Origin of the sequence: Aeoliella fuhlenseeensis, from assembly GCF_052161615.1 — a bacterium.
Taxonomy (GTDB): domain Bacteria; phylum Planctomycetota; class Planctomycetia; order Pirellulales; family Lacipirellulaceae; genus Aeoliella.
Map to the genome: position 1 here is coordinate 2,619,918 of NZ_CP197417.1, position 20,026 is coordinate 2,639,943.

A 20,026-nucleotide genomic window follows, 5' to 3' on the forward strand; every position below is an offset into this window, starting at 1 on the left:
GCAGTTTCGCCGAATGTCCTCTTTCGATCGTTTCGCCTGCTATGTCGAGTTCCTCCCAATCCACCGGTCCATGGGGACAGTATCCCGAAACACGCCTGCGCCGCAACCGTCGGCATGAGTGGTCGCGGCGACTGGTGGCCGAGAACTCGTTGTCGCCAAGCGATCTGATCTGGCCGCTGTTCGTGCAGGAAGGCCACGGGGTTTCGACCCCCATTGCGTCGATGCCCGGTGTGTCGCGTCTGTCGATCGACATGGCGGTCGAGGCGGTGGGGCGTGCGGTGGATTTAGGCATTCCGGTCGTGGCACTGTTTCCGGCGACACCTCCCAACTTGAAGACCGAAGACGCCCGTGAGGCACTCAATCCCGAGAACCTAATGTGCCGTGCGATTCGCGCCGTGAAACTGGCGTATGGCGACGCAATTGGTGTGCTCGCCGACGTAGCACTTGATCCTTACACGAGCCACGGGCAAGACGGGTTGGTCCGCGATGGCTACGTGGTGAACGACGAGAGCATCGAAGTGCTCGTCGAACAAGCCAAGGTGCAAGCCGCCGCGGGGTGCGACGTCATCGCGCCGTCGGACATGCTGGACGGTCGCATCGGCGCGATTCGCCGCGGGCTCGACGCGGCGGGATACGAGCAAGTGCAGTTGATGGCCTACGCCGCGAAGTACGCATCGGCATTCTACGGGCCGTTTCGCGACGCGGTGGGCTCAGCGGGCAACCTCGGCAAAGGGGACAAGCGAACCTACCAGATGGACCCCGCGAACACGGACGAGGCGCTCCGCGAAGTGGCTCTCGATCTGGCCGAAGGGGCCGACATGGTGATGGTGAAGCCCGGCATGCCGTACCTCGACGTGGTGTCGCGGGTGAAGCAAGCGTTCGCCGCACCGACGTTCGCCTATCAGGTGAGTGGCGAGTATGCCATGCTGTGCGCCGCGGGGGAGCGAGGTTGGCTCGATCTCCGCAAAGTCATGATGGAGAGTCTGTTGTCGTTCAAGCGCGCGGGGGCTGACGGCGTGCTGACGTATTTCGCGCTCGAAGCGGCGGAGATGCTGCGGGACTGAGTGTGCTGTGGGAGGGGTCTCCGACCCCGAACTTCGCTTTCGGACTCGGAGAGTCCTCCCACAGTGAACCCACTCGGCTACTTGTGCTCGAACCCGCGGGCTTGGAGTGGAGTGACGTTTCCCTCGCTGTCGCGCTGGCAGAGTTGTTTCTCCGCGGTGATTTCGCCCACGTCGGAGAGTCCGCAGCTTAAGGGTTGCTCTTGAAGTAGTTGCTTGGCAACTTGCGGCGATACAGCCAGCAAGAGTTCGAAGTCTTCGCCGTCGTTGAGGGCGTGGTCGAGGGGCGTTTTGCCGCTGGTTTTGGTGAGCTCGCGGGCGGCGCTAGTGATCGGCACGCGTGGTGGGTCGACGATCGCGCCGACGCCACTAGCTTCGAGCATGCGCGAGAGATCGAGTGAGAGCCCGTCGCTGATGTCCATCGCGGCGTGGATGTCGAACATCGCGGCGAGCGCGAGAGCCTCGGTCACTCGCGGCGTGAAATCGAAATGATGCCCCGCGATGCTACCGCCGAGCGAACCGGTAACCAGCAGTCGATCGCCCACCTGCGCGCCGCTACGTGTCCAGAACTTCTGAGTCGCCACGGAACCCAGCACGGTGACGCTAACCACCAGCGGTCCCGAGGTGACGTTCGTATCGCCACCCACGATGGGGCACGCAAACTCGTCGGCGAGTTCAGCGATGCCCCGCATCAACTGCTGCGGCAGCGTGGTTTTGGCGTGCTCACGAGGCACGTTGAGCGACACCACGCACGCCAGTGGCGTGGCGGCCATCGCGGCGAGGTCGCTCAAGTTCACGGCGAGCGATTTACGGCCAATCCGCTCGGGCGAGTGCTTACCGACTTCGAAGTGGACGCCATCCGTGAGCATATCGGCCGCGACAACTAACTGAGTCGCGGCCGGCAGCTCGACCACCGCCGCGTCGTCGCCGATGCCAAGCACCACCTGCGGCCGCGTGGCCATCTGCTCGGTGAGCCAGCGGACGAACTCGAGTTCCATGGCGGTGGATCCTGCGTGCAATGCTTGAGCGGGGGGAACTCAAGCCATTGGGGCAGGTTTCACGGCTCGACGCAAGGGCCGAATTTCGCCTCGAACCTGTTCACGCGGCGGTTAGCGACGCAGCGTGGCTGGCGCGGTGGTCGCCGCCGCGGCAACGTTGATGTCGGTGTAGAGCGTCTCGTTGTTCCGTACGATGTAGAAGCGAACTTCGTCCATCTGTGGCACGCCCGACTTCGACAGGATGTAGTCGACGTCTTCCATCGTCGAGGTCTGCCACTTGTGCATGCCGACAAGGATGTCGCCTGGTGTCAGGCCTTCGCGTTCGGCCGGGCTATTGGGACGGACCTCGACGATTCGTAGGCCACCGCGGTACTGCGACTTCTTGCCGGCGAAGGTGCTCGCGGGCTCGGGGGTCAGCTCGACACCCAACGTTTCCCATGAGGCTGAGCGTTTAGCAGTCGAGGAGGCCGAAGCCATGCCACGGCGAGACTGGACGGGAGTCGCCGCGATTTGCAGCGACACTTGTTGGCCGTTGCGGTTCACCTCTGCCGCAAGCGGGTTGCTGGTGCCGAGCAGGGCACGTTCGACATCGAGGCGGCGCTCGGTCTTGAGTTCGCCGACTTGGGTGATGATGTCACCCGGGCGGAAGCCGTACTGATCGGCGGGGCTACCGGGGGCGACGTGATCGACCACTACTTGCTGCATAGCCGGCTCCGAACGCAGTGTCAGGCCGTGCCAGCGATTCTCGCCCTCTTCGGTGCTGATCAGCCGCGCGGCCACTTCCATCGCCGAGTCGACGGGGATGGCGAACCCAATACCCTGAGCACCCGCACGCACCGCGACGTTGACGCCGATCATCTCGCCGTCGATGTTCAAGAGCGGACCACCGGAATTGCCCGGATTGATGCTGGCGTCGGTCTGGATCAGGTCGTCGTACGATTGCGTCTCGCTTACCTGCACATCGCGGTGAAGCGCGGAGACGATGCCGACGGTGACGGTGTGCTCGTAACCAAACGCATTGCCCACGGCGACCACGGTTTCGGCGGGCATGAGGTCCGACGAAGTTCCAACCGTGACGACAGGCAGCAAGTGTGAAGTGCGAACACGAATGATCGCGAGGTCGGTACGGGGATCGAACGCCACGACCTTTGCCACGTACTTGCGGCGATCGGCGAACGTGACGTTGATCTGCTTCACGCCATCGACGACGTGGTGGTTGGTGAGAATGTAACCACGCGGATCAATCACCACGCCGGTGCCCATGCCGTTGACTTGGCGCGTTGCGTCCGCGGGACCAGTAGCCGAATCGCTGACGGTCTTTTGACCTTGGATGTTGACGACCGAAGGACTTGCCTTCTGCACCGCCCGCACGAGTGGAGTTAAACGTTCGGGCGAGACCTCTTTGGCATGGGCAGTAATTGCCGTGAAGCAACCACTGACAACAAGAGCCAACGAAATCATTCGCCCTACTTGGCGGGCTTGGCAGGTATCGGGCATGGTGGGCACTGGGTCGAAGGGGGCGAGCTCGACACGCGGGGCGGGTCCACGCGTGGCGGGTGATGATCGATGCGGGTGCCTGCCCGAACCAAAGCTGGGCGTGCTTGGGTGAAATCGACCTGGCCCTACGACCGGCTTAAAACGTACAGGCCGGCGGCGGCATACTCGACGCAGCTTGACACGCGCCGAGCCTCAAGTGCTAGCGAAGCTCGCACCCACCAGACTGTGGCCCGTATGGGGGCCCATACGGTGGCGAAAAGACGGGCCACGCGGGCACCGGAAAGAATCGCCCCGCGGGACCAGAGACGAGCGGCCCTGGCGCGCAGCCGCCGTTGTCGACCGTCATGCACGGCTCGGAGGACGGGGCAGCGGGCGCGGCCATCACTGCTTCCGGGGCACCGACTACTTCGCTCGTGGTCGGGCCGGTGGTCATGGCCACTTGCTCGGCCTCGACGACGCGAGGCTTGGGTTTGCTTGACGATTTGCTCGAAGGCTTGCTCGACGCAACTTGGCGTTTCGGCCGCGAAGTGACGGGCTCGGGCCCGGTTTCTGGTGCTTCTGCTTCGTCTTCGGAACCAATGACCAGGTTGTGGAAGTCGTTGGTGAACTTGCCCACGACGTTGATGTCGCCGGTTCGACCGGCATAGCCCTGCCCGGTTTGGCAGTCGGGGCAGCCGCAGCCCGGCTCCCGTTGGACCGCCGCGCAGCCTCCCACCAACCACAGCGCGCACACGAGCCCGAAAGCTGCGGATTGCCGGCGGAAGTTATCGAGGGAACCGAGCACGATTCGTCGACGCCAAGGGCCTGAAGGGTAAAATGACAGCAGCCGTTCGTGCCATCTCTGCCGGTTAGATCGGCTGGACGTGGGACGCAACTTTTGCATAACCCGCAGCGACGACGTACATTGGCTATCTTCACTGCGGGCCTGGATGCCAGCGTTGCTTGCAGCGAGCGGTGTAGCCGGCCGGAGAGGGTTCGATTAGAGTTCAGCACCTTTGAAACCTTGGGAGTTCTCGGTGAAGTTGGCAGCGTTTCAACTTGGCGTCGGCCTAGCCGCGCTCGCGATTTTCACGACCGTGTCGCGTGGCGAAGAGGCTGCGCCGGCGACCGCTCTCGCCGTTGTCGACGCCGAGCACCTCGCCGCGTGGTCGCGCGATCTCGACTCGCGGAAGTTCGCCATCCGCGAAGCGGCCACCGATCACTTACTGGCCGCGGGTCCGGTGGCCCTGCCCTACCTGGCGACCTCGCTCGATAGCGAGTCGCTCGAAGTGGCCGACCGAGCGGCATGGGTACTCAAGCAGATGTCGTTGTCGAAGGACAGTGAGCTGCAAATCGCCGCGCTCGAACTCTTGGCAGGAAACAAGCGCTTCCCGGCGATGGTCCGCGATGCGGAAGTGTCCCTCGCGGACATCTACGAAGAGCTCTGCCGGCAAAAGCTGGAAGTACTTGGTGCCGCGTTTGAAGTCTCTTCCGAATCCATCACTGCGCTTACCATCGGGGTCGAAGTAAAGGTGAGCATCAACCGCGAAGAGTGGCTGGGCAAACCGAGCGATCTGTTGGAACTAACCAAGCTGCGGCAGATTGCCGCGCTGAAGGTTGCGGCGCACGGGCTCGACAACAAGGTGGCCCGCAAGCTGGCAGAGATTCCAGGCCTACAAGTCCTCGAACTCATCGAAACCGATGCCAACATGGAGCTCGTCGACGAGCTACGCAAGGCGCGACCCGAACTGCGAGTGCGGCTCAAGAGTCGCGCGATGCTTGGCGTTGGGCTTATGGATGGCAGTCCGCCAACGGTTAGCCAAGTGCACGTCAACACGCCCGCCGCCTTCGCTGGCTTTCGCGAAGGAGATGCGATCTTGAAGTTCGAGGGGGCGGAAGTGGACAGCTTCGACACGCTCACCAATCACATCGGCCAGCATGACCCCGGCGACACGGTGAAGATCGTCGTCCAGCGGGGCGAGGAAGAAGTCGAGCTATCCGCCAAACTGACCGACGCCGACTGGATGTCCGATACGCCGCTGAACGAGCGGTAGGGCACGATTGCCCTAACGGGGCTCGAGTTACGGTGCCGTGTTCGCCCCCGGGAACTACTTGGGGAAGTGTTCGCCCCAATTAACGCTATCAACATTCGCGACGAACCTGTCGCGATCCACACTCTCCGCGAAATACCATTCGCTGAAGCCGAAATTGTAGTCGGTCTTGACGAACCAATGCGATGTCCAATTGCCGACATGCGAATGAGACTCGTTCCGGTGGCATGCGCGGTATTCGGAGTACTGTTGTGTACATTCCCCATCGCATGGTCCGAAGTGTTGCCAGCACCAACGGTTCGCAAAATCGCGTTCGGGAAACGCCACCTTCAGCATGACGCTGTACGGAAAGCGGGAAAGCCGTTCGTTGCGGTCGACTTCTTGAGCGGCACGATCCTCAAGCGAATCGTCATCGCTGGCAAGGTATTCTTCAAAGCTCGATGCCTCGACCGTTTGATGGCTCATCTGAATTGTCCGTACAAGAGTAAGAGGGCGATGTTGAGACTAAACGAGGATCAATTGGGGGACATTTCAAGGTGGCATTCTAATGCCCCCTCTGAGTCAGGCCGAGATCACTCGCCCCGGCGAACCAGTTTCTTTAGCGACGCCCAGCTTCGCGTGTTCGCCACGTCTTTGGCGGTGAGTCCCGCGCGGCGGGCTTGTTTTACGCCGTAGCGCAGGACGTCGAGGCCACCGATGCTGTGGGCGTCGCTGCTAATGACGATCGGAATGCCAAGCTGCTTGGCGCGGGCACACTGGATGTCGTCGAGGTCGAGCCGCGCGGGGTTGGCGTTTAGTTCTAGCAGCTTGCCATTTGCCGCCGCGGCTTTCATGACCGCTTCGAGGTCCACGGCGTAGCGGTCGCGCTTGTTGATCAGCCGGCCAGTGGGGTGGGCGATCACAGAGACCCAGGGATTCTCAATCGCGCCAAGGATCCGTTCGGTAATCTGCGCGCGATCCTGGTTCTGACCGTAGTGAACGCTTGCGATCACCCAATCGGCCTCGGCGAGCACGTCGTCGTCGAGATCCATGCCGCCGCGTTCAAGGATATCGCATTCGATCCCCTTGAGCACGGTAAAGCCATCGAGCTCCTTGTTCACGCGATCCACCTCGTCCCACTGCTCGCGGAGTCGAGCTGCGTCGAGGCCACGGGCCATGCTCACGCGTTTGGAGTGATCGGTGATGGCGATGTACTTAAGACCGCGTTCCTGGGCGGCGGCGGCCATCGCGCGGATGGTCTCCTTGCCGTCGGTCGCCGAGGTGTGCATGTGCAAGTCGCCCTCGATGTCGGCAAGTTCGACCAGTTTGGGGATGTCGCTCTTTTTCTTGTAGGCAAACTCGCCGCGGTTTTCGCGAAGCTCGGGGGGGCACACGGGCAGGTCGAGCACCGCGTACAGATCGGCTTCGGTCTTGCCGGCGAGATACTCTTCGGTTTCTTCTTTACCAGGGCCATCCTTCTCCACGCGGAAGATGCCCCACTCGCTAATCTTCAGCCCACGATCTTTCGCCAGCCCCCGCAGCACGATGTTGTGCTCCTTCGAACCGGTGAAGTACTGGAGCGCCGCTCCGAATGACTCGGTGGGGACCACGCGAAGATCCACTTGCAGACCCGAATGCAGCCGCACCGACATCTTCGTGTCGCCTCGCGCGATGGTCTCGGCGACTTCGGGAAACTTGGCGAAATGGTCCATCACTGCCGACGCGTCCTTGGCGTCGACCAAGATGTCTAGATCGCCCACTGTCTCGCGGCCACGGCGGTAACTGCCGGCGGCTTCGATTTGCTTGACGGCCTTGGACTGCTTGAGGTACGCGACAAGCGACTGTACGATCTCGTCGGCGGTCGCCCAGTAGATCCGATCGCCCGCGTGCTCAGCGAGGCCGATGCCGGCGAGGATCGACTCCTCGGTCTTCGCGCCGAAGCCCTTAAGGTCGCGAATCTTCTTCGCTTCGCAAGCAGCTCGCAGGTCGGCGAGGGTTTCGATGCCGAGCTCTTTGTAGATCGCCGCGGCTTTTTTCGGACCCAGTCCTGGAATGCGAAGCAGTGTCAGGACTCCGACCGGAATCTCGGCGAGCAATTCATTGAGCTGCGGTAGTTCGCCCGTCTTCACGAGTACCGCGATCTTGTCGGCCAGATCTTTGCCGATGCCGTCGATCTTGGTGAGGTCTTCGCCCGCTTCGACCAGCCCGCTCACCGAGTCGGGCAGGTCCTGGAGTCGCCGCGATCCGTTGCGATAGGCCCGAACGCGGAAGGGGTTGGCCCCTTGGAACTCCAAGAGGTCGGCCATCTTATCGAATACGGCGGCGATCTCGCGGTTTTCCATGACCAGCGTCTTCTCCAAGTTTAAGATTCAAACCACTCGAACAACGCGTCGATGTCTTCGAGCGTTTCGACCGCCAGGTCGGGCTTCGCCGCCCGCAGTTCGTCCATCGATGTGAAACCTGTCGGCACGGCGACGGCATAGGCACCAATCGCGCGGGCGCAAGTGATGTCGTGTACGGTGTCGCCAATCACGGCAAACTTCGAGTCGCCGTTGGGCGAGAGTTTCAGGTACTCGCCTGCCGCCACTACGGCCGAGCGGGCGATGTCGTCGCGGCTGCTGTGGTGATCGCCGTAGCCGCCAAACGCGAAGTGATGCCACAAGTTGTAGTGCGTGAGCTTCGCCTGGGCTCCGCGAACCACGTTGCCGGTGAGCAATCCCATCCCGATGTGATTGGTCTCTGCAAAGCGGGCGATGGTTGCCTCGACGCCGGGCAGCACGCAGCCTTCGCATTCGGCCAGCGAGATGGGGAGGGCCTTCAGATAGTCGTCCTGAAACGCGTGCCAGTTTTCGTCCGAGGGCTCGATGTCGTGCGCGGCCATCAGATCGAGTGCGATCGCGCGATCGCTCCGCCCGGCGAAGCCGATGGCTTTGGAAATCTGTTCCACGCCGAAACGGTCGCGGAACACCTGGGCGAATGCGCGCTGCCCTGCCCCGCCACTGGCGATCAGGGTGCCATCGATATCAAAGAAGCATACTTTCATGCCCCGATTGTAGGGCGCGTGGGGGCAATCGGAGAAGGTCCGGTTACTTCAGCGGGCGAAGACCTCGATTCTCGCGCTCGGCGTTCAGCCTCGTAAAGGCCGCAGGCGATTTGCGCACGAGGTTTACAAGCTGCGTTGGAGAGACGCCCAACTGGTCGGCAGCTGCCGAGGTTTCGAAGTCCATCGCCGCGAGGTGATTAAGTGCTTCGGCCAGCAGCGGGGCGAAGTCGTCGTGCGTCGAGCTGACGACAATACGACCGCCAGCGGTCCGCTGCTTCCAGAGCTCGGTTGGTTCGTTTGCGGGAGTGCGAATCTCGATGGCCAGCCGAACGCGGAGGCGTGCGAGGGCTTCCTGGCGGTTGGCGTCCTGGCTGCGACGCTCATTGGCCTCGGCAGAAATACCGGTCGGCGCGTGCGTGAGTATCACGGCGGTTTCGACCTTGTTGCGATGCTGTCCCCCTGGTCCCGATCGCCGTGTGGTGGTAGCCGAACATTGGGCGAGCAAGTCGTCGATCGGGAGCGTGGCAGGGTGCGTCGGCATTCGCTTCAGCTTATTCGCACGGGGGTGGCCGGTCCAAGCCCGCGTGGCGAAAGTGCGGCTTGTGGGGTATCATCATGCCGTCCGATTTCATCGCTACCGAGGTTGCAACGCCATGGATTCCACCACCGCCAGTCACGCCCGCGAAGCCAACGTCATGTCCGTGTGGCCATCGATCGCGTCGTTTAGAGTAGGGCGCATGCTGGGGCGTGCCTACAACCTTGGTCCGCGAATCTCCATCGCCGGCATCCCGGCGCGACCGGGCTGGGTGATTGCGGTGGCGACGCTGCCAATTGGTGTTTTGCTGTACGTGGCGAAGATTGCTCCGCGGCTCTTGGTGATTGCGGGGCCGAGTAATCCGAACTGCCGCCGGTACCGGCTGACGACCGAACGCGTAGTAGCCGATCACCCGTTCGATGCTCGATCGCGTCAGCGTGCGAAGAATGCGATTCATCAATCGCTCGATCACACCGCTTACGACGCCATCGAATGCCAAGTGCTTCCCGGTTACGAGTGGTATCGTGCGTCGGATCTCGTTTTCACGCGAGACGGCATCGAAGTTATGCGCTTGATTGCGGTGCCCAACGGCGAATCGTTTCGCCAGACGTGCCTCAAGACACGGCTGGCATTGATCGGCATGCGTAAGAACGTCGATCCCGCCGCTTCGCCCATCCCGGTGGCCAAGGTCGAAGCATGACGGCGTTCGATTTCACGAGCCGTAGTCTCGAGGACACCGACGAGCTGGGTGCGCGAATCGCGAAGGTGCTCGCACCGGGTGACGTCGTCGCGCTGGTCGGGACTCTTGGCGCGGGAAAGACACGCTTGGTGCAAGCGATCGCCGCCGCGTTGGGGAACGATCGCGCCGGCGTGACGAGCCCCACGTTTGTCCTAGTCAACGAGTACACGGCGGGCCGCCTGCCGCTGTACCACTTCGACGTCTATCGCCTGAAGGACGACGATGAGTTCCTCGAGCTTGGTGCCGAAGAGTATTTCGACCGCTCAGGCGTGACGCTCATCGAATGGGGCGACCGCGTGGAGCACCTGCTTCCACCGCGCGCGAGCGTGGTGACGATTGAGTTCGACGAGGGCGGGAATCGCCTCGTGCGAATCGTGGGGACGTTGGCGGAACGATTAGGGGCGTCGGCGGTTACAGAATGAACTTGCTCAAATCCTCATCCTTCGCCACCGCTTCGAGGCGTTCGCGGACGTAGGCGGCGTTGATCTGCACTTTGCCCATCTTCATGTCGGGGGCCTCGAAGCTGAGTTCTTCGAGCAACCGTTCCATGATCGTGTAGAGTCGCCGCGCACCAATGTTTTGCGTCGATTGATTCACTTTGAACGCGAAGTCGGCGAGCGCGTCGATGGCGTCGGGCAGGAATTCGACCTCGACCCCCTCGGTCTTCATCAGCGCCGAGTACTGTTTGGTGAGCGCGCTCTTCGGCTCGGTGAGAATGCGAACAAAATCGTCCTTCACCAGATCGTTGAGCTCGACACGAATCGGGAACCGGCCTTGGAGCTCGGGCATTAGATCGCTGGGCTTCGCGCGATGAAACGCTCCGGCCGCCACGAACAGAATGTGATCGGTCCGAACGTAGCCGTAGCGAGTTTGGACGGTGGTTCCTTCGACGATTGGAAGCAGATCACGCTGTACGCCTTGCCGCGAGACGTCCGCGCCGCGGCCTCCTTCGGTGGCTACGACTTTGTCGATCTCGTCGAGGAAGATGATGCCCAAGTTCTCGGCGAGTTCCACCGCCTTGGCATTTACGGTCTCTTGGTTGATCAGCGCTTCGCATTCTTGCTCGAACAGCACCCGGCGGGCCTCGGCGACCGTCATTTGCCGGCGGAGCACGTTCTTCGGCAGGATCTTGTCGAGCATTCCCTGGAAATCGAAATCCATCGAATCCCCACCGGGGCCACCCATGCCCGGGATCATCATCGCTTGAGCCTTTTGCTCAATCTTGATCTCGACCATCCGCTGTTCCATCTCGCCTGCAACGAGCATCGCCCGCATCTTCTCGCGGGTCCGCTCGTAGCGTTCGGGCGAGTTCTCGGAGTCGACGCCAACGTCGTAACTGTGCGGCGCGGGGACTAAGAGATCGATCAATCGATTATCGACGCGGCGTTTGGCTTCCTCTTCGACCTTCGCCAGTTCGTCCTGCCGGACGAGGCCGATGGCGTTCTCGACCAGCTCGCGGATCATGCTCTCCACATCGCGGCCGTAGTAGCCCACTTCGGTGTACTTGGTGGCTTCGACTTTGATGAACGGCGCTCCGGTCAGCGTCGCTAGGCGGCGAGCGATTTCGGTCTTGCCAACGCCGGTAGGGCCCATCATCAGGATGTTCTTGGGGGCGACTTCCTTGCGCAGGTCGTCGTCCAGTTGCTGCCGGCGCCAGCGATTGCGGATGGCGATGGCTACGGCGCGCTTGGCGTCGGCCTGGCCAACGATATGACGGTCGAGTTGTTCGACAATTTGACGGGGGGTTAGGTCGTGCACTCGAGTTCCTCGACCACGATGTTGTGATTGGAATAAACGCAGATGTCGCCAGCGATGTTCAGCCCACTGCGAACAATCTCGGCCGCCGACAAATTGGAATGTTCGGCCAGCGCCCGCGCGGCGGCTAGCGCGTAGTTGCCTCCCGAGCCAATTCCCAAGATGCCATCGGTTGGTTGAATCACATCACCCGTGCCCGACACGAGCAGCGTGTCGGAAGCATCGGCCACCGCGATCAGCGCCTCAAGGCGCCTCAGCGCGCGGTCGGTTCGCCATTCTTTAGCGAGCTCGGTTGCGGCGCGGGGCATATTCGATGGATAGTCGCGAAGCTTCGCCTCGAAGCGTTCGAGCAGCGCGAATGCATCGGCTGCCGCACCCGCGAAGCCGGCGAGCACTTTCCCGTCGAGCAACCGCCGCACCTTGCGGGCGTCCCCCTTCATGATGGTCTGGCCGAGGCTAACCTGGCCATCGCCACCCATGGCAACCATGCCGTCCTTGCGGACGGTGAGAATGGTGGTAGAGCGAAACTTCATCGGCGCGAGCCTCCGGGTGCGAAACGGGATTCGCCTCTCATTGTCGCAGAACGAACCGCCGGGGACAGGGGTCAGAACCCCACGCGAGCGCTGTAGGCGTCTACTTGGAATTCGGCGGATGCGACGATTTCTTGATCGCCGGCAGCTTCTTTGGCTTGCACAACACTCGTTTATCGTTCGCCACGCGGGCGCACTTGGTGCAAAAGTGGTTGGCCCCATCCACCAGTGCCGCTAGCTCGTCGGACCGCTTGGTGATCTCGAACTTCGACCAGTCGCATAGTGTCTTGGGCTTGGACAAGGAAGCGCTTCGAGTTGGAGCAACCGGCGAGTTTGCCGGAGAGGTTTTGGCTCGCGTCAGCTTTGGCTGGGCGACGGGGCCGTGAACTGCTATTTTAGTCAGCCATGAACGCCAATGAAGCGACAAACTTTCGGGAGCCCTTGCCACGCAGCCCCGAATTGATGAACGCCCACGACACCCTGCTCTGTTTGGTGGACCTGCAGGAGCGACTGGTACCGGTGGTGGGTCGGTTTGAGCGGATTGTATGGAACACCCGACGGTTGCTCGACGGTGCCAATCTCCTTGGCGTCGAGGTCGTCGCCACCGAGCAATACCCCGAGAAGCTCGGCCCCACGGTGGAGCCGCTCGCCAGCCGGCTAACCTCACCGCCGTCCAGCAAGCTGGCCTTCAGCTCGGCGGGTTGCACCGACGTGTTTTCGCAGCAGCTCGAACAATGGCACTCTGGCGGGCGCCATCGCGTACTGCTGGCGGGCATCGAAACGCATGTGTGCGTCGCCCAAACAGCGTACGACCTGTTGGCCGCTGGCTTTCAAGTCTTTGTCGCGGTTGATGCTACCGGAACTCGCCACGCTGTGGATTACGAAACCGCTTTGCGCCGGCTCGATTCCGCGGGCGTGGTGCTAACGACCACCGAAGCCGCGCTCCTCGAATGGTGCCGGCAAGCGGGGACACCCGAATTCAAACAAATTAGCGCTTGGGTTCGCGAAAGCGAGCCACTTAGCTAAGGCGTTTAGCTAGCACTCGACGTTAGTTTGGGCGCTCTGCGGGGTGCTGGAAAAACAATCTTCAAGCTAGGCGATCACTTCTTGCGTCCGGCCGCTTGCAATGCCAGTGGCGTACCGGTATGGTTCGCTTACGGAGTCAATACCAGTCCGTAAGTCCTTGCGGTTTTTTTCTGTATCGATTCGCAATCTGTCACGCATCAGAAGGAACGACAGCGTGTTAGTGCTCTCTCGAAAAGCGGGCCAGCGGATTCAAATCGGCCCCGATATCGCCGTTACGGTCGTCAAGCTCCACTCTGGTGGAGTCCGCCTTGGCATCGAAGCGCCACCCGAACTTGCCGTGGTTCGTGGTGAACTCGTCGTGCAAATGCAGGCCGAGGTCCAAGCGCAGGTCGACGCGCTGAAGATCTTCCAAGCCGACGCCGAAGAGCAAGAATCGGCCTCGCGCTAGCGAACCTTTTCGCCGTCGGAAGATTCTTTCTTCGCCATTTGCTTACTGACGTGCAGTGAATCGCGAACGTCGATCGACTCGGGCGCGTTGATCGAGTCCAATCCGCCATTGGTGTTGAACCAACCGGTGATTCTCGCGAGCTTGTCCTCGAACGTGCTCTCGCCCGGCGGGCTGAAGCCCGGCGCGGCTCCCCAGCGGATCACCGTGCCGCCGCTCGAGCGAATTTCATACGTGTAGAACCGATGCGAGCGCTGCACTTCGGGGTACGTCGACGGGACGATGTCCAGCAGGCTGAACCGCTCCCACACCGGGCGTAGGCGATCGGCGAGTTGCGCGGCACCCTGCATGCGAGTGTCGCTCCAAGCTTGGCCTACCAGCGGGCGGTCTTCGATGGTCGTGATCCTCGGCAAGTACGACTTCTCGACATCCGTCAGTTCGTTGTCGGGCAGACGCACTGCAAACGCATCGACGGGCAGCAGCTCGCGGTCTTGGTCCGTCTGCACCTCGGCCACCGCTACCGGTTCGCGATAAGTGACGGTGATCTCCACGCGTCCTGGCCCTACGAGATCGACCGACTCGACCTTGCGAACCCACGGGTGAAGCTCGAACGCGTCGACCAGCCGTTGCTGAATCATCACAGGGGGATCGAGCAGTGTCAGCGAGTTGGTGATGCCTGTGTCTCGCAGCACTTGCGCTTTGACATCACTGCGAATCCATGGAGGCTGCACTTCGGGTGTGAAGTGAAGCGTATCGGCGGTGATCTTATAGCGGGGCGAGTTGATAAGCTCTTCGTGTAGGCTTTCCCACACGCGGCGCGAAGCGATGCCGCATACCACCAGCATGACGCCGAGGACGACCCACCGCGCGTGCTTCCGGACTGCGTGCCGCGCCTTCGACGCGAGATTCTCTTGCTTCTTGGCCATCCTACGTCCTTGTAGTGCCACTGGGCCCGAGGAAGGAACCCGGTTCGACTGCCCAAGGATTACCAGATTTCGAGCTGGGTTTCCAGTTCAACACCCAGCCGCTCGGCAACGCGGCTGCGAATCTGGTCGATAAGCTTCAGGACGTGGCTGCTCTTGGCCTTTTCGTTGACGACCACGAAATTCGAGTGCCGGCTACTTAGCTCGGCCCCTTCGACGCTGGTGCCAGCTAGGCCGGCTTGCTCGATCAGCATGCTAGCACTCATGCCGCGAGGATTCTTGAACAGGCACGCTGTTCGTTGGTGCGACATCGGCTGACCAGCCTTCTTGACGATCCACTGCTTTTGCATCCGCTTGGTGAGCTGCTCGGCATCTTCCTGCTCAAGGGTGAAGGTCACGTCGAGGATTACTAGCTCGTCGAGGCTGCTCTCGCGGTAGGCGAACACCAGCTCGTCGCGCTTCCGCACCAGCACTTCGCCGCGACGTGTGAGAACCGTAGCGCTGTGCGCCCACTGTCCGACATCGCCACCGCGGCTTCCCGCGTTGCCATGCAGTGCACCACCCACGGTGCCCGGAATGCCAACGAGCGGCTCCAAGCCCGCGAGGCCCGCCCGCACCGATTCATTAATGACGTGGGCGAGCGACGCACCACCGCCGACTTTTAGCTTGTTGGCATCCACGGCCGTTGCGGCGAACACTGGGTCGGCGAGGCTAATCACCATGCCGGCGACTCCTTCTTCCCGCACCAGGATGTTCGAGCCACCACCCAGTAGCCGCGCGGGGATCCCCTCGCTGCCACACCATTCGACGAGTGCTACCAGCTCCTCGACGGTCCGCGGGGCGGCGAAGTACTCGGCGCTGCCACCTAGCTCCAGCCAGGTCTTGGGAGCCAACGGCTCCTTTGTGCGGACGATGCTCTCGAATTTGCTTGCAATGGCCATGTCTTTGATTCCTTGGGCGTCCTTCGCATCGTGATGTTTCAGCCTACTCGCGTCAATCCGGACCTTAATCGGGAAGCGGCACGTCCACACCGCCCCGCCGCCACTGGCCCATTGCTTCGTAGCACGCCACCGCCACGCTGTTCGACAAATTCAGGCTACGAACTTGGGGTCGACACGCCAATCGCAGGCACCGCTCGGGGGCCGAGTTGCGGATGGCCTCGGGAAGACCCTGCGATTCACGCCCGAACACCAGCACGTCGCCCGGCGCGAATTCGGCGTCGGATACGGCCCGGGTGGCGAACTTCGTGAAGTACCAGAATCGCTCGCGGGGCAGGTGCTCAAGGAGCTGCTGCCAGTCGTCGACCACCTGCCAATTCAGGTACTGCCAGTAGTCGAGGCCGGCCCGCCGCAGATGGTAGTCGTCCACTTTGAACCCCAATGGCCGCACCAGCCACAGCTTCGCCCCTACCGCCACGCATGTCCGGCCGACGCTCCCCGTGTTGTAGGGGATTTCGGGCTGGTAGAGCACGATGTGTAGCAGCGGCGTGTACGGTTCGGTGGACATACGTCGAAGGGCGAGAGCGTCTTGGGGATCCACCACCGTGCCGAATGCGTGGTATTCTTGTCCGAAATTCCGGCATCCGGTTGGTAGTGGACGCGTGGCTGCCATCTTATAATACTCGGCCCTCGACGGGCAGACGCCTCTCACTGAGCACCAGCACATCCAACCACGCGGCACGTTCATGGCTCTCGGATTCGGTATCATCGGTTGCGGCATGATCAGTCGCTTTCACCAGCGGGCCCTGGCGGATGTTCGCGGCACGAAACTCGTGGGCTGCTACGACCGCAATTTCGAATCCGCCAAGCGGTTCGCCGAAGAAGCCGGCATCAAGGCTTACGAGACGCTCGAGGAAATGCTCGCCGACGACGAGATCGACGCCGTGTCGATTGGCACGCCGAGCGGAGCCCACATGGAGCCCGCCGTTGCGGCGGCGAAGGCTGGCAAGCACGTGATGGTCGAAAAGCCGCTGGAAGTGACGCTCAAGCGGTGCGACGCCATCATCAATGCCTGCGAGAAGGCGGGGGTTAAGCTTGCCACGATCTTCCCTTCGCGATTCCACGACGCCCCGAAGACACTGAAAAAGGCGATGGACCAAGGCCGGTTCGGCCGCGTCACGCTCGGCGATGCCTACATCAAGTGGTACCGGACGCAGGAGTACTACGACAGCGGCGCGTGGCGTGGCACTTGGAAGCTCGACGGGGGCGGCGCGCTGATGAATCAAGCCATTCATACCGTCGACCTCTTGCAATGGCTCATGGGTGAAGTGACGGAGATCACCGCCCTGATCGATACGCTGGCCCACGAGCGGATTGAAGTGGAAGACGTCGCGGTGGCATCGCTGCGGTTCAAGTCGGGCGCGCTTGGCGTGATCGAAGCTACCACGGCAGCGTACCCAGGTTATCTGAAGCGCGTCGAAGTGCACGGCTCGCAGGGTTCGGCTTCGATCGAGGAAGAGGACATCAAAAGCTGGGACTTCGCCAAGGCCAAGGCCACAGACGACGCCATCCACGCCGCGATGCAGAGTCGTAAGAGCGGCGGCGGAGGAGCCAGCGACCCCTCGGCCATCGGCCACCACGGCCACGCCATGCAGTTCGCCGATTTCGTCAAAGCCATTCAAAAAGACGGCACCCCGATTGTCGACGGCCACGAAGGCCGCAAGGCGGTCGAAATCATCCTGGCGATCTACAAGTCGGCCCAAAGCGGCAAGCCGGTGAAGTTGCCCCTGAAGAGCGATCCTGTGATGAAGTCGTTGACTTCCACCGGCGAGAAGTCAGCGAAGCCCGCCAAAAAGGGGAAGAAGGCCAAGTAAGCCTCGCAAAACACGATTCCAAACTGCCCTCCACGCATTTTGCCCAATCTGCGAAAATGCCCTGGCAAATAGGGCAACCCCTGCCGACTACGGCAACATCGACTCCCGCGACAAAGGAATGCCGCGTGAAGCTTCGCGACGTGACGGACTACTCGGCTTACTTGGTGCTGCGCGTGCTGATCGCCGCGGTGCAAGCGATGCCGCCGCGCGCCTGCGAGCGAATCGCCGAGTTGCTGGCCGCGCTGTTTACCTACGTCGTGCCGATGCGAAAGCGGGTGCTCGCCGAGAACCTGCGGATTGCCTTCCCGGCGATCACCGACGAGCAGATCCAAACCATGTCGCTTGGCATGTGGCGGCACTTGTTCCTGATGGTCATGGAGATCGCCCACACGCCCCGGCGTGTGCATCGCACCAACTGGCGGCAATTGGTCGACATCCCGCAGGTCGAAACGATCATCCGCACCATGTACACAACGCGGCCGAGCGTCGTGATCTCGGGTCACTACGGCAACTTCGAGCTCGGCGGTTACTTGATGGGGCTGTTTGGATTCCCCACACACACCGTCGCCCGCGCGCTCGACAACCGATTCGTCGACCAGTTCATCAACGACTTCCGTGGTCGCACCGGTCAGCACATGCTGCCGAAGAATGGCAGTGGCGAACAAGTCGAGGCCCTGCTAGCCAGTGGCGGCGCGCTGACGTTGCTTGGCGATCAATCGGCGGGACCCAAGGGGTGTTGGGTCTCGTTCTTTGGAAAACCAGCGTCGACGCACAAAGCGGTCGCCCTGTTCTCGCTGACGTTCAAAGCACCCACGATCGTGGTCGGCGTCCGCCGCAAGCGACGGATGCTCGACTACTACATCGACGTTGCCGATTACGTTGACCCGGCGGCCCCCGATTTCCCCTACGCTGGCGTGCAGCCGATGACCGAATGGTACACGGCCTGCCTCGAACGCCTGATCGTCGCCGGCCCCGAGCAGTACTGGTGGATTCATAAACGCTGGAAAGGAAATCCACCCGAGAAGTTGCTCAAACGACTGGAACGCAAACAACAAGCGGCGTAAAAATCTCTCTCGTAGCCGAGCTCGGCAGAGCTCGGGCTGCTGCGGGCGAGCCGGAAGCGTAAGCACCCGGAGGTGAAGGTTGAAATCGAGGTAATACTCCGGTCGTTCACGCTTCCGGCTCGCCTTTTTGTTCAGCGTGCCGAATTCTTGCGAATCCGGCTGCAAGTTCGCAGGAACCCCGCACCATGCCCCACTGGGTCGAAGTTGCCGACGCCCATGATTGCCCTCCGGGGTCATGCATCGAGGTGGTCGTTGGCGATGCAATTGTGGTGATTGCCAACGTGGATGGCGAGTTTCACGCGATGGATGGCATTTGTGCGCACCAAGGAGGACCGCTCGCCGCAGGCCGGCTTGAGGGCTGCACGCTCACCTGTCCCTGGCATGGCTGGCAGTACGATGTCCGCTCCGGCAGGCAGTTATTGAGCAATTCCATTCGCCAGACCGTCTACCGGGCCCGCGAATCGCTAGGTACCATACAGGTTGAGGTACCCGACCCGTAGTCCTGCCAGTGCCGAAATGCCGGCCGTGGATCGCCTGCCGCGTGTTTTCCTTCCGCCCGTTCCGCAACTCCGACCCTCCGCGCATCGCCCACCTGTGGTCGTGCCAACCGCCCCAGCGCGGCCTGGCGTTGCCGATGTCGACGGGCGTGCTGGAGATGTGCTTGTTTTCGAAGCACTACTTCGACCCCCAGGGCTTCATCGTTGCCGAGAAGGACAACGACATGGTTGGCTTCGCGCACGCCGGCTTTGGCCCCAACGACGCGCGCACCGGCCTCGATACTTCGATGGGCACCACCTACATGGTGATGATCCGCGAGGAATTCTGGGGCACCGATCTGGCCGATCAGCTGCTCGCCCGCAGCGAGGCCTACCTCCGCAGTCGCGGGGCGAAGGTGCTTTACGGCGGTGGCATTAGTCCGCTCAACGGGTTCTATCTTGGGCTCTATGGCGGCAGCGAGCTTCCCGGCATCCTGCTCTCCGACGCCCATCGCCGCGAGGTGTTCGCCCGCAACTCGTATCGCGAGCGCGGACGCGTCACCATCATGCAGCGCGACCTCGTCCGCTTCCGCCCGATGGTCAATCGCGAACAACGACGCGTCGCGCGCGAGGTGAACTTCGAGACGCAGTACGCTCCGCCGACCAAAGACTGGTGGAGTACCAGCGTCTACGGCAGCCTCGAACGAATTCGCTTCCTGTTGCGTGGCCGTCGCCAAGACAAAGTCATTGCCAGCGCCACGTTCTGGGACATTGAACCCCTGGCGAGCAGTTGGGGCCTTCGCGTCGCCGGCCTCTACGACCTGTGGGTGGAAGACACCCACCGCCGGCAGGGCTTCGGGACTTATCTTCTTTCCGAGGCGTTCAAGGAACTGCACAAGCGGGGCATCTCGATGATCGAAGCCCAGACCATGCTCACCAACGCCCCCGCCATCGAGTTCTACCAGAAGCTAGGTTTCGCCCCCATCGACCACGGCCTCGTCTACCGCCGCGAAGCCAGGTAGTGTTTTTCACGGCGAGCCGGAAGCGTAAGCGACCGGAGCGGATTGATTGACGCGTTTTCTTCTCCGGTCGCTCACGCTCCCGGCTCGCACT

Annotated in this window: 23 protein-coding genes; 10 read left to right on the top strand and 13 right to left on the bottom strand. The window is 61.9% G+C overall.

What is annotated here, in order from left to right:
* Window positions 1–41: 41 nt before the first annotated feature.
* On the top strand, window positions 42–1,064 hold the full coding sequence (hemB, locus tag SH292x_RS10225; RefSeq protein ID WP_442485508.1) for a porphobilinogen synthase: 1,023 nt from the start codon (window positions 42–44) through the stop codon (window positions 1,062–1,064).
* 77 nt (window positions 1,065–1,141) lie between these two features.
* Here hemB and SH292x_RS10230 read toward each other — a convergent pair whose 3' ends face one another.
* From SH292x_RS10230 to SH292x_RS10240, 3 genes are all read right to left on the bottom strand, one after another.
* A complete protein-coding gene (locus tag SH292x_RS10230; RefSeq protein WP_442485509.1) occupies window positions 1,142–2,059 on the bottom strand; it encodes a thiamine-phosphate kinase in 918 nt (305 codons plus the stop codon).
* Window positions 2,060–2,170: 111 nt separating this feature from the next.
* Window positions 2,171–3,556 carry a trypsin-like peptidase domain-containing protein gene (locus SH292x_RS10235; RefSeq protein WP_442485510.1) on the bottom strand — a complete coding sequence of 462 codons (1,386 nt, stop codon included), beginning with the start codon at window positions 3,554–3,556 and terminating at the stop codon, window positions 2,171–2,173.
* A gap of 199 nt (window positions 3,557–3,755) precedes the next feature.
* Window positions 3,756–4,340: a hypothetical protein gene (locus SH292x_RS10240; RefSeq protein WP_442485511.1), complete on the bottom strand. Its 585-nt coding sequence runs from the start codon at window positions 4,338–4,340 to the stop codon at window positions 3,756–3,758.
* 232 nt (window positions 4,341–4,572) lie between these two features.
* On the opposite strand from SH292x_RS10240, the gene SH292x_RS10245 reads away from it, so the two are divergent.
* Entirely contained in the window at window positions 4,573–5,589 is a 1,017-nt protein-coding gene (locus SH292x_RS10245; RefSeq protein WP_442485512.1) for a PDZ domain-containing protein, read from the top strand.
* Between the two features lie 54 nt (window positions 5,590–5,643).
* Here SH292x_RS10245 and SH292x_RS10250 read toward each other — a convergent pair whose 3' ends face one another.
* The 4 genes from SH292x_RS10250 to SH292x_RS10265 form a co-directional block, all read right to left on the bottom strand.
* Entirely contained in the window at window positions 5,644–6,051 is a 408-nt protein-coding gene (locus SH292x_RS10250; protein ID WP_442485513.1) for a hypothetical protein, read from the bottom strand.
* A gap of 107 nt (window positions 6,052–6,158) precedes the next feature.
* Window positions 6,159–7,907 carry a DNA polymerase/3'-5' exonuclease PolX gene (gene polX / locus SH292x_RS10255; protein WP_442485514.1) on the bottom strand — a complete coding sequence of 583 codons (1,749 nt, stop codon included), beginning with the start codon at window positions 7,905–7,907 and terminating at the stop codon, window positions 6,159–6,161.
* Window positions 7,908–7,927: 20 nt separating this feature from the next.
* Entirely contained in the window at window positions 7,928–8,608 is a 681-nt protein-coding gene (locus SH292x_RS10260) for an HAD family hydrolase (RefSeq protein ID WP_442485515.1), read from the bottom strand.
* Window positions 8,609–8,651: 43 nt separating this feature from the next.
* Window positions 8,652–9,149 (bottom strand): peptide chain release factor family protein, encoded by a 498-nt coding sequence (locus SH292x_RS10265; RefSeq protein ID WP_442485516.1) that lies wholly within the window; start codon window positions 9,147–9,149, stop codon window positions 8,652–8,654.
* Between the two features lie 112 nt (window positions 9,150–9,261).
* Between SH292x_RS10265 and SH292x_RS10270 the strand changes: the two genes are divergently transcribed.
* Window positions 9,262–9,843 carry a hypothetical protein gene (locus tag SH292x_RS10270; RefSeq protein WP_442485517.1) on the top strand — a complete coding sequence of 194 codons (582 nt, stop codon included), beginning with the start codon at window positions 9,262–9,264 and terminating at the stop codon, window positions 9,841–9,843.
* Window positions 9,840–10,304 (top strand): tRNA (adenosine(37)-N6)-threonylcarbamoyltransferase complex ATPase subunit type 1 TsaE, encoded by a 465-nt coding sequence (gene tsaE / locus SH292x_RS10275; protein ID WP_442485518.1) that lies wholly within the window; start codon window positions 9,840–9,842, stop codon window positions 10,302–10,304. The genes SH292x_RS10270 and tsaE overlap by 4 nt, the downstream gene beginning before the upstream one ends.
* On the opposite strand, the gene hslU is transcribed toward tsaE, so the two are convergent.
* The 3 genes from hslU to SH292x_RS10290 all read right to left on the bottom strand — a co-directional run bounded on the left by hslU (window position 10,294) and on the right by SH292x_RS10290 (window position 12,468).
* Window positions 10,294–11,640, bottom strand: a complete 1,347-nt coding sequence (gene hslU / locus SH292x_RS10280) for an ATP-dependent protease ATPase subunit HslU (RefSeq protein WP_442485519.1) — start codon at window positions 11,638–11,640, stop codon at window positions 10,294–10,296. The genes tsaE and hslU overlap by 11 nt on opposite strands.
* Window positions 11,628–12,170, bottom strand: coding sequence for an ATP-dependent protease subunit HslV (gene hslV / locus SH292x_RS10285; RefSeq protein WP_442485520.1), 543 nt, complete (start codon window positions 12,168–12,170; stop codon window positions 11,628–11,630). Before hslV ends, hslU begins: the two co-directional genes overlap by 13 nt.
* 100 nt (window positions 12,171–12,270) lie before the next feature.
* Window positions 12,271–12,468 carry a hypothetical protein gene (locus SH292x_RS10290; RefSeq protein ID WP_442485521.1) on the bottom strand — a complete coding sequence of 66 codons (198 nt, stop codon included), beginning with the start codon at window positions 12,466–12,468 and terminating at the stop codon, window positions 12,271–12,273.
* 104 nt (window positions 12,469–12,572) lie between these two features.
* On the opposite strand from SH292x_RS10290, the gene SH292x_RS10295 reads away from it, so the two are divergent.
* On the top strand, window positions 12,573–13,193 hold the full coding sequence (locus SH292x_RS10295) for an isochorismatase family protein (protein ID WP_442485522.1): 621 nt from the start codon (window positions 12,573–12,575) through the stop codon (window positions 13,191–13,193).
* 214 nt (window positions 13,194–13,407) lie between these two features.
* Window positions 13,408–13,641, top strand: coding sequence for a carbon storage regulator (locus SH292x_RS10300; protein ID WP_442485523.1), 234 nt, complete (start codon window positions 13,408–13,410; stop codon window positions 13,639–13,641).
* Here SH292x_RS10300 and SH292x_RS10305 read toward each other — a convergent pair.
* The 3 genes from SH292x_RS10305 to SH292x_RS10315 all read right to left on the bottom strand — a co-directional run bounded on the left by SH292x_RS10305 (window position 13,638) and on the right by SH292x_RS10315 (window position 16,067).
* On the bottom strand, window positions 13,638–14,564 hold the full coding sequence (locus SH292x_RS10305; protein WP_442485524.1) for a cell division protein FtsQ/DivIB: 927 nt from the start codon (window positions 14,562–14,564) through the stop codon (window positions 13,638–13,640). The two genes, SH292x_RS10300 and SH292x_RS10305, sit on opposite strands and share 4 nt — an antisense overlap.
* Before the next feature lie 59 nt (window positions 14,565–14,623).
* The gene (murB, locus tag SH292x_RS10310; RefSeq protein ID WP_442485525.1) at window positions 14,624–15,502 is read right to left on the bottom strand and encodes a UDP-N-acetylmuramate dehydrogenase; all 879 of its coding nucleotides are present in this window, start codon (window positions 15,500–15,502) and stop codon (window positions 14,624–14,626) included.
* Window positions 15,503–15,566: 64 nt separating this feature from the next.
* Window positions 15,567–16,067: a tRNA (cytidine(34)-2'-O)-methyltransferase gene (locus SH292x_RS10315; RefSeq protein WP_442485526.1), complete on the bottom strand. Its 501-nt coding sequence runs from the start codon at window positions 16,065–16,067 to the stop codon at window positions 15,567–15,569.
* A 178-nt stretch (window positions 16,068–16,245) separates the two neighbouring features.
* Between SH292x_RS10315 and SH292x_RS10320 the strand changes: the two genes are divergently transcribed.
* The 4 genes from SH292x_RS10320 to SH292x_RS10335 all read left to right on the top strand — a co-directional run bounded on the left by SH292x_RS10320 (window position 16,246) and on the right by SH292x_RS10335 (window position 19,935).
* A complete protein-coding gene (locus SH292x_RS10320) occupies window positions 16,246–17,373 on the top strand; it encodes a Gfo/Idh/MocA family protein (RefSeq protein ID WP_442485527.1) in 1,128 nt (375 codons plus the stop codon).
* Window positions 17,374–17,498: 125 nt separating this feature from the next.
* The gene (locus tag SH292x_RS10325) at window positions 17,499–18,437 is read left to right on the top strand and encodes a lysophospholipid acyltransferase family protein (protein ID WP_442485528.1); all 939 of its coding nucleotides are present in this window, start codon (window positions 17,499–17,501) and stop codon (window positions 18,435–18,437) included.
* Window positions 18,438–18,622: 185 nt separating this feature from the next.
* Entirely contained in the window at window positions 18,623–18,937 is a 315-nt protein-coding gene (locus tag SH292x_RS10330) for a Rieske (2Fe-2S) protein (protein WP_442485529.1), read from the top strand.
* Between the two features lie 41 nt (window positions 18,938–18,978).
* A complete protein-coding gene (locus tag SH292x_RS10335; RefSeq protein WP_442485530.1) occupies window positions 18,979–19,935 on the top strand; it encodes a GNAT family N-acetyltransferase in 957 nt (318 codons plus the stop codon).
* The last annotated feature ends 91 nt before the right edge of the window (window positions 19,936–20,026 follow it).